Annotated in this window: 20 protein-coding genes and 4 pseudogenes; 6 read left to right on the plus strand and 18 right to left on the minus strand. The window is 44.3% G+C overall.

Annotation, left to right across the window (positions count from 1 at the left end; all coding sequences use genetic code 11):
* The first annotated feature begins 23 nt into the window (after nucleotides 1-23).
* The 5 genes from BP688_RS00980 to BP688_RS01000 are packed head-to-tail and all read left to right on the plus strand — an operon-like array spanning nucleotide 24 to nucleotide 3,371.
* A complete protein-coding gene (locus BP688_RS00980; RefSeq protein ID WP_290598001.1) occupies nucleotides 24-239 on the plus strand; it encodes a TFIIB-type zinc ribbon-containing protein in 216 nt (71 codons plus the stop codon).
* Nucleotides 240-286: 47 nt separating this feature from the next.
* Nucleotides 287-1,423, plus strand: coding sequence for a GTP cyclohydrolase II (ribA, locus tag BP688_RS00985; protein ID WP_290598002.1), 1,137 nt, complete (start codon nucleotides 287-289; stop codon nucleotides 1,421-1,423).
* Nucleotides 1,408-2,139, plus strand: a complete 732-nt coding sequence (locus BP688_RS00990) for a DUF2103 domain-containing protein (protein ID WP_290598003.1) — start codon at nucleotides 1,408-1,410, stop codon at nucleotides 2,137-2,139. The genes ribA and BP688_RS00990 overlap by 16 nt, the downstream gene beginning before the upstream one ends.
* Nucleotides 2,123-2,527 (plus strand): YkgJ family cysteine cluster protein, encoded by a 405-nt coding sequence (locus tag BP688_RS00995; RefSeq protein ID WP_290598004.1) that lies wholly within the window; start codon nucleotides 2,123-2,125, stop codon nucleotides 2,525-2,527. Before BP688_RS00990 ends, BP688_RS00995 begins: the two co-directional genes overlap by 17 nt.
* Before the next feature lie 46 nt (nucleotides 2,528-2,573).
* Nucleotides 2,574-3,371: a 2-amino-3,7-dideoxy-D-threo-hept-6-ulosonate synthase gene (locus BP688_RS01000; protein ID WP_290598005.1), complete on the plus strand. Its 798-nt coding sequence runs from the start codon at nucleotides 2,574-2,576 to the stop codon at nucleotides 3,369-3,371.
* Here BP688_RS01000 and pyrI read toward each other — a convergent pair.
* From pyrI to BP688_RS01090, 18 genes and pseudogenes are all read right to left on the minus strand, one after another.
* Nucleotides 3,364-3,825, minus strand: a complete 462-nt coding sequence (pyrI, locus tag BP688_RS01005) for an aspartate carbamoyltransferase regulatory subunit (RefSeq protein WP_290598006.1) — start codon at nucleotides 3,823-3,825, stop codon at nucleotides 3,364-3,366. The genes BP688_RS01000 and pyrI overlap by 8 nt on opposite strands.
* Nucleotides 3,822-4,718 (minus strand): aspartate carbamoyltransferase, encoded by an 897-nt coding sequence (gene pyrB / locus BP688_RS01010; RefSeq protein ID WP_290598007.1) that lies wholly within the window; start codon nucleotides 4,716-4,718, stop codon nucleotides 3,822-3,824. Before pyrB ends, pyrI begins: the two co-directional genes overlap by 4 nt.
* A 411-nt stretch (nucleotides 4,719-5,129) precedes the next feature.
* Nucleotides 5,130-5,213, minus strand: a pseudogene (locus tag BP688_RS01015) (antitoxin AF2212-like protein); the annotation flags it as partial.
* Nucleotides 5,214-5,285: 72 nt separating this feature from the next.
* On the minus strand, nucleotides 5,286-5,726 hold the full coding sequence (locus tag BP688_RS01020) for a type II toxin-antitoxin system VapC family toxin (protein WP_290598008.1): 441 nt from the start codon (nucleotides 5,724-5,726) through the stop codon (nucleotides 5,286-5,288).
* The gene (locus BP688_RS01025; RefSeq protein ID WP_290598009.1) at nucleotides 5,727-5,918 is read right to left on the minus strand and encodes an antitoxin family protein; all 192 of its coding nucleotides are present in this window, start codon (nucleotides 5,916-5,918) and stop codon (nucleotides 5,727-5,729) included.
* 152 nt (nucleotides 5,919-6,070) lie between these two features.
* Nucleotides 6,071-6,376: a type II toxin-antitoxin system VapC family toxin gene (locus BP688_RS01030; RefSeq protein ID WP_290598010.1), complete on the minus strand. Its 306-nt coding sequence runs from the start codon at nucleotides 6,374-6,376 to the stop codon at nucleotides 6,071-6,073.
* 199 nt (nucleotides 6,377-6,575) lie between these two features.
* Nucleotides 6,576-6,682: pseudogene (locus tag BP688_RS13545) on the minus strand (antitoxin family protein); the annotation flags it as partial.
* 45 nt (nucleotides 6,683-6,727) lie between these two features.
* Nucleotides 6,728-6,961 (minus strand): type II toxin-antitoxin system HicA family toxin, encoded by a 234-nt coding sequence (locus tag BP688_RS01040; protein WP_290598011.1) that lies wholly within the window; start codon nucleotides 6,959-6,961, stop codon nucleotides 6,728-6,730.
* Nucleotides 6,954-7,154, minus strand: coding sequence for a type II toxin-antitoxin system HicB family antitoxin (locus tag BP688_RS01045; RefSeq protein ID WP_290598012.1), 201 nt, complete (start codon nucleotides 7,152-7,154; stop codon nucleotides 6,954-6,956). The genes BP688_RS01040 and BP688_RS01045 overlap by 8 nt, the downstream gene beginning before the upstream one ends.
* 84 nt (nucleotides 7,155-7,238) lie before the next feature.
* Nucleotides 7,239-7,391 carry an antitoxin family protein gene (locus BP688_RS01050; RefSeq protein WP_290598013.1) on the minus strand — a complete coding sequence of 51 codons (153 nt, stop codon included), beginning with the start codon at nucleotides 7,389-7,391 and terminating at the stop codon, nucleotides 7,239-7,241.
* A gap of 35 nt (nucleotides 7,392-7,426) precedes the next feature.
* Nucleotides 7,427-7,855, minus strand: a complete 429-nt coding sequence (locus BP688_RS01055; protein WP_290598014.1) for a type II toxin-antitoxin system VapC family toxin — start codon at nucleotides 7,853-7,855, stop codon at nucleotides 7,427-7,429.
* On the minus strand, nucleotides 7,855-8,037 hold the full coding sequence (locus BP688_RS01060; RefSeq protein ID WP_290598015.1) for an antitoxin family protein: 183 nt from the start codon (nucleotides 8,035-8,037) through the stop codon (nucleotides 7,855-7,857). The genes BP688_RS01055 and BP688_RS01060 overlap by 1 nt, the downstream gene beginning before the upstream one ends.
* 37 nt (nucleotides 8,038-8,074) lie before the next feature.
* Nucleotides 8,075-8,203, minus strand: a complete 129-nt coding sequence (locus BP688_RS01065; protein WP_290598016.1) for a PIN domain-containing protein — start codon at nucleotides 8,201-8,203, stop codon at nucleotides 8,075-8,077.
* 271 nt (nucleotides 8,204-8,474) lie between these two features.
* Nucleotides 8,475-8,658, minus strand: a pseudogene (locus BP688_RS01070) (antitoxin family protein).
* Between the two features lie 39 nt (nucleotides 8,659-8,697).
* Nucleotides 8,698-9,147, minus strand: coding sequence for a type II toxin-antitoxin system VapC family toxin (locus BP688_RS01075; RefSeq protein ID WP_290598017.1), 450 nt, complete (start codon nucleotides 9,145-9,147; stop codon nucleotides 8,698-8,700).
* Between the two features lies 1 nt (nucleotide 9,148).
* Nucleotides 9,149-9,352, minus strand: coding sequence for an antitoxin family protein (locus tag BP688_RS01080; RefSeq protein ID WP_290598018.1), 204 nt, complete (start codon nucleotides 9,350-9,352; stop codon nucleotides 9,149-9,151).
* Nucleotides 9,353-9,402: 50 nt separating this feature from the next.
* Nucleotides 9,403-9,858, minus strand: coding sequence for a PIN domain-containing protein (locus tag BP688_RS01085; RefSeq protein ID WP_290624467.1), 456 nt, complete (start codon nucleotides 9,856-9,858; stop codon nucleotides 9,403-9,405).
* Complete coding sequence (locus tag BP688_RS01090) at nucleotides 9,836-10,060, minus strand: antitoxin family protein (RefSeq protein WP_290624469.1); 225 nt, start codon at nucleotides 10,058-10,060, stop codon at nucleotides 9,836-9,838. Before BP688_RS01090 ends, BP688_RS01085 begins: the two co-directional genes overlap by 23 nt.
* A 140-nt stretch (nucleotides 10,061-10,200) precedes the next feature.
* Between BP688_RS01090 and BP688_RS01095 the strand changes: the two are divergent.
* Nucleotides 10,201-10,435, plus strand: a pseudogene (locus BP688_RS01095) (hypothetical protein); the annotation flags it as partial.

Raw genomic sequence — 10,435 nt, forward strand, 5'->3', positions numbered from 1 at the left:
CTTTTATCAGGTTAAGTTTAAGCATGAAGAGAATTCTTGTCTGTCCAGTCTGTAAATCAAAAGATTTGGAGCTTGATGCTGGAGGTTACACCGGAAAATACTACTGCAAGAACTGTGGATACATTGGTAGCTATGTTCTGGAGATGACTGAGGGAGAATACAGACAATTAATCGAAGGTGAGGAAATCGAAAAGAAAAAAGATGACAAAATCAAGCCGAAGGGTGTGAGAGAGGACTGATTTGAGATGTTTCTCAAAATTTATATGCATCTCACCCTACTCGGTGTATGGATGAACTGGCTCTACAGGTAAAATCTGGAAAACCAGCAATGGTTCTCGACTCAGAAAAATGCGTAATCTGCATACCCGCTGAATTGATCACAGGTGAGATTCTCAATTTCATGATGAAAAACTGCGATGAGATTCGTTTAGCTCTCCCCTGGAGCAGGATTCTCTCTCTGGGTTTAAACAGATTCAGATTCCAGAACGGAAACATGATTCCCATAGACCCAAATATGGAGAAAGTATCAGCAGAGGATAGGGCGAGATTCATCAGAGACCTCGTGAGCGGGAAAGTTGAGGACATCAAATACCCCGGTAGAATTTTCGTGGAGGAGACGAAGGAAATGGGCGTGCTTGAAAGACCAGGAATGGCAGAGGCTTGTGTTGACCTCGCCAGAATGGCAGGATTTTCATCCTCAGCAGTCTATGCCCCGCTTATGACTGCCGAGGGCAATGTGGCGGGTGAAGAATACGCCCTGAGTTTTGCTGAGGAGCATAACCTCCCAATTTTCAGAATAAAAGACATGATAGAGTACAGGATAAAGTCAGAAAAGATCGTGGAGAGAGTTGTTGAGGCAACCCTTCCAACAAAGTTCTACGGCGTTTTTAAGGCTGTGGGATACAGAACCCCCCTTGGTGAAATCGTGGCGCTTGTGAGGGGTAATGTTAGTGAGGGAGATGTGCTGGTAAGGATACATTCCGAGTGCTTAACTGGCGATATTTTCCACTCTTTGCGATGTGATTGCGGTGATCAGCTTGAGAGTGCTCTCAAGATGATTGACAGAGAAAACAAGGGTGTTGCAATTTATATGAGGGGACACGAGGGAAGAGGGATTGGGCTGATAAACAAGCTGATGGCCTACAAACTACAGGAAGATGGAATTGATACCGTGGATGCGAACATAGAGCTCGGTTTCCCGCCCGACATGAGGAGTTACGGAATTGCAGCTCAGATTCTGATGGATTTGGGAGTTAAGAGCATCAGGCTCCTTACGAATAATCCTCTGAAGATAGAGGAGCTAAAGAAGTACGGCTTCAGGATTAAGAGAGAACCCATAGAAGTCGAACCTTGCAGCGTAAATCTGCCGTATCTTAAAGCTAAAAAGGACAAAATGGGTCACATGCTATGCTTCAACGATTGATATGTGAGTGTGGAGAACTGCTGAAAAGTCCCACCCAATACTGCCTTTCTTGTGGCAGGAGATACTCCTTAGGTTCTGGAATTTATGTTTCAAAAGATAGGGCGCAGGTTTTTCTTGTAGGGAGGCATGGAAACGAGTTTTTAACCTTTGAAAGGTACGAAGATGAAATCTCGTTGAGAAATCTCTATGAAGTTATCGCTGAGAAAGTCTACGAGAGAAGGATAGAGGAGATTTACGTGTCGGGTGAAAGCCATGATTTGATTTACGAAGCCGTTGATTTGTTGAAATCCTTTCTATACCCCTTTGCAATCTCAGCAACCGATGTTTTTGAAAACTCCTATGAATTCTTTGCAAGACTTGAAAAAACTCTGAGGACAAAAAGCGACCTCAGGACTGTAGATTTGCTTCCAGAGGAAAAGATACAGGGGAGCCACTCGACAATAATAGGAGGAAGGGACGGATACGCCTTAGTAATGAGGCTTGCAAAATCGCCCTACGTTAAAAAGGTTGTACCGGGCGTCATAGAGGGGAACGCAACGTCAGTTGGTGGAGGGGTTAGGCTTAAGCTTACGAGAAGCGATGATAGGGGAAACCTGAGGGCTCTGCTGATTGACGGTGCGACAGTGCAGCAGATTCATGTAATAACCACAGCAGCAACGAGAGAAGAAGGGGAGACAATACTGAAAATCCTTAGCGGAGATGTACGCGATTTATAGGAGCAAGGAGATTGGAATTGAAGTTTTCATACCCTTTGAATGTAAGCGGTGCGGGAAGTGTTGCGAGGTGCTGAGCCAATGCGTTTATGACCCTCTGGAGGGCAAGATCGTTGCCGAGAGTGAGCTTGGACTACTTGAATATTATGAGATTGAAGTGGAATCCAATAGTCCTGTTCTTGTAAAACCGTGCCCATTCCTAAGAGATGGAAATTGTTCGATACACCCAATAAGGCCTGAAAGTTGCAGAGAATTTCCTCTCGGCAAACATCTTGATTGGGGTATTGGCTGTCCGTCACTCAGAGAGATTGAAGAGAGAGTGAGGGCTATTGAGGGCATTATCGGTGAACTTGAGTTTTGGGTAGAGTGTAAGCAAGAAATGTGCGGGTAATGGCTAAAACCGTAAAATTTAAATTGCTACTTTGAAACTAAGTAGCATGAATAAAATCGGGAAGAAAATAAGAATAGAGAGGATAATAAACAGAGAATCCGGGAACACTGTTATCGTTCCAATGGATCACGGAGTGTCCATGGGGCCGATAGAGGGTCTAAGAGACTTGGCTAAAACCGTAAATGCAGTTGCAGAGGGGGGAGCTAACGCGGTAGTCTTGCACAAAGGTGTTGTTGGATTTGGCCACAGAGGTTACGGAAAGGATGTTGGCCTGATAATCCATCTGAGTGCCTCCACGTCCCTCTCCCCCGATCCGAATGAGAAGGTCATAGTGTGCACCGTCGAAGAGGCGATAAAGCTTGGAGCTGACGCCGTGAGTGTTCACGTGAACGTGGGAAGCAATACAGAGGCGAGGCAACTCAGGGAGCTGGGAGAGATTTCGAGGATTGCTGGAGAATGGGGGATGCCGCTACTTGCGATGATGTATCCGAGGGGGAACGGGATCAACCAGTTTGATGAAAAGGCTGTTAGTCTGGCTGCAAGAGCTGGAGCCGAGCTTGGAGCGGACATAATCAAAACTAACTTTACTGGAGATGTGAAGAGCTTCAAAAGGGTGGTTGAAGGCTGTCCAGTTCCGGTGGTTGTTGCGGGTGGGCCGAAGATGGGAAGTGACGAGGAGATTTTAACCATGGTCAGGGCGGCAATGGATGCAGGAGCGAGAGGTGTGGCTATAGGTAGAAACATCTTCCAAGCAGAGAACCCAACGAAGATGACCAGAGCTATCTCGATGATAGTCCACGATAACGCTGAGGTCAAAGATGCTCTTGAGTATCTGTCTAAATGATGTGGTTAGCTAAATCCTTTATCTTTCTCCCACAGTAGTGGCATCTCGCTGAAACTTCGTTTTCCTCAATTTTCACATAGAATATTGACCTGACTGGCTCTCTTTCCGCGTTTGACACACACATGAGGTTGGGACACTTTAGAACCCCCTCTACAACCTCAGGAGGTCTCACCTTGAACTTTCTCTCGATCTCGTAGTCCCTTACCAGATTTATCGTTGCGTTGGGCGATATTAGAGCGATTTTGTTCAGTTTCTCCTCACTAATATACATTCCTTCGACCTTAAGGATGTCTTTTTTACCCATCTTGCTGCTCGGCACATTCATGGCCATCGAGACTGTTAAGTTTGTTCCAGCGTCTATCCCAAGTATCTTGAGAACGAGCAATGCCTTTCCAGCGTTTATGTGGTCTATAACAGTCCCTTCCCTGATTTTGCTGACCACAAGCTCCTTCACAGCATCACCTCACTCAGAATCGCCATTCTCACCGGAACGCCGTAAAAAGCCTGCTGGAAGTATTTTGCATGTTTTGTTTTGTCAACAGCCGGATCAACCTCATCAACCCTTGGAAGCGGATGCATTATAATCATGCTATCCTTTGCATTCTTTATCGTGTCCAAGGTTATTCTGTAGCTTCCTGACACCTTCCTATACTCCTCCTCATCCGGAAACCTCTCCTTCTGTATTCTCGTGACGTAAAGGACGTCTACCTCTCCTATAACTTCACTCAGCCTTGCTCTGCTCACATCTCCTCCTATCTCCTCCAGCATCTCGTCAGGCAAGGCAAGAGCATCCGGACTGACAAGGTATATCTTGGTCTCGAAAAGGGCTAAGGCTTTTATCAGTGAGTGTATCGTCCTCGAATACTTCAGGTCTCCCACCAGGGCTATAGTTATACCGTCCAGCTTCCCACATTCCCTTTTTATAGTATAGAGGTCAAGCAATGTCTGTGTGGGATGCTGCCCAGCCCCGTCACCAGCATTAATTACAGGCACAGAAGAATTCTCCGCTGCAAATCTTGCCGCACCTTCCAGTGGATGCCTTATCACAATCGCATCACAGTAGCCCGAAACCACTCTTACTGTATCTGCCAGAGTCTCTCCCTTTGCAATGCTGCTCGCCTCCTGTGCAGTCATGTTTAAAACGTCTCCCCCAAGTCTCTTCATCGCAACCTCAAAGCTCATTCTCGTTCTGGTTGAAGGTTCAAAGAACAGATTTCCAAGAATTTTTCCTTCAAGGATTCTGAGGTTTCTTTCACCCCTTGCAACGTCCTCGAATTCATCCGCTTTTTTAAGGATATAGGTTATGTCTTCCCTATCAAGATCGTTTATAGAAATGAGGTGCCTCATCGAGTAATGTAGGAGTGGTGCAATATATAGGTAACTTCGAAGATGTAGCATAAATATCAAAATAAACAATCTACATACACCAACAGATGCCACCTACTTGAATTAAGAAGATAACGAGTTTCGAGCTGAGGAATGAATGACCAGACTGAATGCTTAATTTTTACATCCTCAATAACAACTTCAAATTCACTTACAGCATTCAACATCCTCGATGAATGAGAAGTGTTCGTCCATCTACTCTCAAACTATTATTCATGGTAATTGCCGAAATTATCACATCTACTGCAGGAATTGGCTTTTCCAATCTTGAGCAGTTCCGATGGTCACGCATCCCGTTTCAAGTGCTATTCTGAATGCCAGATGTCTGGATACTCAATCTCCTTACGATCTCAAGCACACTCATCTACTGCCTAACTCTCTCCCCTCCTTCAGATCAACCTTTTCGAGGGTTTTGAACACTCCGTTCTCGTAGATAGCTTCAATTGTCTTCGGCATATCTTGATTTGGTCGAGGAAGAAGAAAAGGGTTTCGCAAATCCTTACGCTTCTGACACTTAATGCAACCGCGTCAGAGTTCGGCAATTCTTTTCATAGCCGCTTCGAACTCCTCAAGCAGATAGTAAGCTTCGATGCCTGCCTTTTTAGCATTGATCGCCATTACCCTGTCGTTGGTCAGCAGAATTGAGTTCGTGAGCTTTGCTGCGGCGATGAAGTATAGATCAACCGCACGGCTTTTTGTTGTGTAGCTCAGATTATATGCGACATCGAAGAGCTCGCTTTCTGGTATCAAAGTTATCCATTTGGCAATATCAGAGACTACGTCTTTCACAAGTTCCACACTTTTCCTTCTGCTCAGCACCGATGCAAGCTCTATTTTGAAGATTCTTGGAGCGTATACAACTGCTGCCCGCTCCCCTGCAGCTTTCAGTGCTTCGCTTGCCTGTCGACTTCTGTCGCCAAGTTTTGGGAGTAGGGCATCGATTACTACCGATGTGTCAAAAACTATCATTTACCTCCTCTCCCGCACGAGCTCCGTGGTTAGATCCTCATCTACGTCCTCGAAATATTCCCTATATCGAAGAATTACGTCGTAGAGGTTTTTCTCCACCCTAAGCCTGACTTTCTCTCCCTCCTTCAGATCAACTTTTTCGAGGGGTTTGAACACTCCATTCTCATACACAGCCTCTATGATCTTCGGCATTAAGAATGGTTTGGATGAAAGTAAAAAAGGGTTTCGTCGAGTGTTTGTGCTCGGGTACAATTAATGCAGGCCTCTCAGATAGAAATTCTACAAACCTGTCCAGCAAGTCATGGGATGAGTAACCAATATAAGAGGTAGAATCTTGATCTGCGTCAAAGTCCAGCAACTCTCCTCATCGCAGAATCGAGCTCCTCAAGCAGATAGTAAGCTTCAACCCCCGCTTTTCTGGCATTAGCCGCCATGATCCTGTCGTTCGTGATAAGGATTGAGTTCGTGAGCTTTGCTGTGGCAATAAAATACGAATCGATTGCTCTGCACCCAGTTTCGAAGCAGATTGAAAATGCCGTCTCGTTTAGAACTTTGAATTCGATGAAGTTTATCTTACTTACGATCTCTTCATAAATTACGAGTGCTTCATTCTTCGGAATTCTCCTGACGAGTTGCCCGATTAACTCCATTTTAAATATCTCCGGCTCTGAAATTGTAATTTCACGTAGATTTCAAACAACTTGCTCGCTGTTGATGATCTCTCCTCGTCGAATCTGAACAAGGCATCAACAAACACGGATGTGTCAACAACGGTCATCTTCTTTCCCTGAGGAATTCTTCTAAAACATCGTGGTTAACTTTTCTACTGTACTTCTTGATAATGTCAGCTAATCCTTCTTCTAATCGTAGTTTAATCCTCTCCCCCTCCTTAAGACAACTTTTTCAAGGGGCTTAAACACACCATTTTCGTACACAGCCTCGATGATTTTTGGCATGGTTTAATTTTGTTGACGGAAGAAAAAAGGTTTCGAATTGCTGGATTATTCAATGGCGTCCATGAACTCCTCCTTACTTATCTCAGCAAGCTTTAGAATTCCCAAAATTGTTCCTGGCTTGAGTTCTTTGTGTAGTGGAACTACTGTAACAATTTTTCTTCCAGATTCGTACTTTGCAAGGGTTACATGGCTACCTTTTTGTCTGCTAACTTCAAAGCCAAATTTCTTAACCAGTATCTTGACAACATCATTTCCAGAAAGCTTCGGTAGCTTAGACATTCATAACACCGACTATCTCTTTGCTTTCCAATTCTTCCTTCAAATCGGGCATTTCCTCCAAGTAAAGCTCAACTGCCTCTTTTATATTCTTCAAAGCCTCCTCTATACTTTCTCCTTGCGTTGTAACTCCAGTAAACACTTCTCTGACAATAAACATGTCATCTTCCTTCCACACCACAACATTGAGTTTCATCAAAATAGCTTGGTAAGAGGTCTTAAAAAATTTGCAGGTAAATCACCCCCTATAAAGTCAAGAAATCTAATGTCTGAAAAAATCCTAATCAAAGGTCGCAATCTTGCTCATTCCGTAATGCTTGCAAGTTGCAGTGATAGCATCGTTTGGAGGAGCAACCCCAGCTTCTTTCAAGTCAACCTTCTGCAAGGGTTTAAAGACTCCGTTCTCGTACACGGTCTCTATGATCTTTGGCATATCTTGATTTGGTCGAGGAAGAAAAAGGGTTTTGCTCATTCAGGCTCAGAAATTCTTTTCATAGCCGCATCGAACTCCTCGATAAGGTAGTAAGCCTCTATTCCAACCTTTTTTGCATTCAAAGCCATTATGCGGTCGTTGGTTAGTAGAATTGAGTTTGTGAGTTTTGCCGTCGCTATGAAGTATGCATCTGCAGCTCTCGAACCGGTCTCGGCTGCGATTTGAAATGCAAGTTCATCCGGGTTATCGATGAGCTTCACATCTTCCATGATCTCTGAAACTATCTGTTCGACTTGCTGTGCTGACAGCCTCCTTGCCAAGATGCCAGCGATCTCAACCTTAAACAACCTTGGGTTTACGATGTCCGAAACGGCACTCAGAACCTCTTCCGCAATCCTGGTCCTTTTTTCATTGAATTTGAAGACTAGATCGGCGAAGAGAGATGTATCTACAACAAGGCTCATTATCTCCTCTCCGCTATGAACTCTGCGACTAAATCCCTCTCGACCTCTATCTGATACTTTTTCAGCCTCTCAGCAAGGTTTTTGGCGAGCTTTAACCTTACCTTCTCCCCCTCCTTCAGATCTACTCTTTCAAGGGGCTTGAACACCCCGTTCTCGTAGATTGCTTCGATTATCTTTCCCATGCTTTTAATTCAATTTCAAATCTAAAAGCTTTTGCCGTCAGACCTCAATGACTTCAAGGAACTCAACGCGCTTGAAATCCTCATCGAAGGTTGTTATCTTTTTTATCCCGTAATGCTTGCATGTTGCTGCAATCAGGGCATCGTTTGGGAGAAGTCGATATTTCAATTACTTCAACAACGCCAACACCAAAGTTGCATGGAAGAACACTGAACATATCAAGAAGCTCCTTCACCAGTGAGAGATCAATGTTTACTTTCGTGATTTCTTTTCTAAGTTTAAAAGGTTTCAAGTTTGTGATAGCCCGAAGATAGCCATAGATCACCTCGGAAACGACCACGTCATTGATGTAACCGACTACTTCGCCAGATTCAACCTGCTCAAGAAGTTCTGTCGCTTTCTGCCGTGTATTGGAGAGTGATGAAGAAAGACGTTCGAGTCAAAGAATACCCTCACTCTCAATCTCCTCGATTATTTCTTCGATTTTACTGCCCGCAATAACTCCCTTCGTTTTTCTCACGATTCCGCCTATTCTTATTCTGACTTTCTCCCTCCTTGAGATCAACTTTCTCCAAGGGTTTAAACACTCCATTTTCATAGATTGCTTCGATGGTCTTTGGCATATCTTGATTAGGTCAGGAGGAAAAAAGGGTTTCGAATGGTTAAACTTCAACGACCTCAAGAAAATCCACGCGTTTGAAATCCTCATCGAACGTAGCTATCTTCTTGATTCCGTAGTGCTTGCATGTTGCCGCTATCAAAGCATCGTTTGGGAGAAGTGAATACTCCCAGGAGATTTTAACGGAATCAAGAACGATTTCGGCGTTTATCGGGAGAACTCTCAGCTCTCCGGCCTCGATGAGCTTTGGAATAAACTCGTGGAAGTACTGGTAAACCCCACGATAGGCATTTTTGTCTCTTTTGTACGTATCCCTGAGTAGGTACTTACCCGTTCTACCGTGTATGGTCTCGGTTCGTAAATACATGGATTTGTAGAACGACTCTTCAATGACATTTGGCGATATCAGGAGTTTGAAACTTTTCAGCAGCTTTATAAGCGTCGAGTCTCCGGCCATGCAGTGCGTAACGAACACGCTACTGTCGACGAACACCTCATCCAAAAATATCCACCTCTATTCTGTAGAGTTTATCTGGCGTTAGATCACCCTTGTAGCCGCCGATACCTGCGTATCTCTCGGCCAAATGTAGGATGTCTTCCTCCACCCTAAGCCTAACCTTCTCCCCCTCCTTCAAATCCACTCTTTCAAGGGGTTTGAGCACCCCATTCTCGTAGATGGCTTCGATGATTTTGGGCATATCTTGATTTGGTCGAGGAAAAAGAAAAGGGTTTCGCTGCTCTGAACGAGCTAAATTTCAACAACCTCAAGAAAATCAACCCTCTTGAAATCCTCATCGAAGGTTGCAATTTTTCCTATGCCGTAGTGCTTGCAGGTTGCTGCTATTAAGGCGTCGTTGGGAAGAAATTTGTACACCTGGATTATATCTTTCGCCAAGTCAAATATATTTTCGTCGAGCTCGAGAACTACAAGATGGCTCTTGAGTACGTTCAGAGCGTGGAGCCTTGTTTCAATCAGATGTGAACCCGCGCCTTTTTCAAAGCTGCCTTTCACTTTAAATACGCCAGCATGCTCCGTCTGGAGTTCGTCGACTACACTTGCGTAGATTATTTTGAAAGCCGCCTCTTCGAGAACGTTTACAGATGTGTGGACGCTGTACTTCGCCAGACTTTCTAAAACGCTGAACTTCTTCCTCAGAATTACCTCAAGAAGTACCGTTGTATCAATAAAGCATTTTTCCGGCATAGTACTGCTCCTCAAGACCTTTGACATCTGACATCGTCTCGGGAATATTCTTTAGCATGAGTTTGAGTTTTTCAATTAAATCGGGTGTTATAGCACCCCTTTCCTCCACTCTAAGTCTAACCTTCTCCCCCTCCCTCAGATCCACTTTCTCCAGCGGTTTAAACACTCCATCCTCATAGATGGCTTCGATTATCTTTGGCATACATATGAGTAAACACAGACAAAGAAAAGGGTTTCGCTGACAGTTGTGATTTACGAACAGCTGAATAGAAAGTGAATTGGTGGATGCAAAAGTGTACACGACGAAAGGAATAAATAATGATTCTCAAAAAATAGGGTTATATGGATGCACAGCAAATAGCAGAGAAGGTCAGAGACTTAGTGGTTGGGTCTATAAGGGAGGAGTTCAGGGAGTTTAAGGCGGAGGTTAGAGGGCAGTTGGAGGGATTCAAGATTGCTGTTGAAACAATGAACAAAAGATTGGATGCTTTGGAAAGAAGGATGGACAGCATGGAGAGGAGAATGGATAACTTAGATAGGAGAATGGATTCCTTGACTGCAAGAATTGATGAAACCA

Origin of the sequence: Archaeoglobus sp. UBA230, from assembly GCA_002507545.1 — an archaeon.
Lineage (GTDB): Archaea > Halobacteriota > Archaeoglobi > Archaeoglobales > Archaeoglobaceae > Archaeoglobus.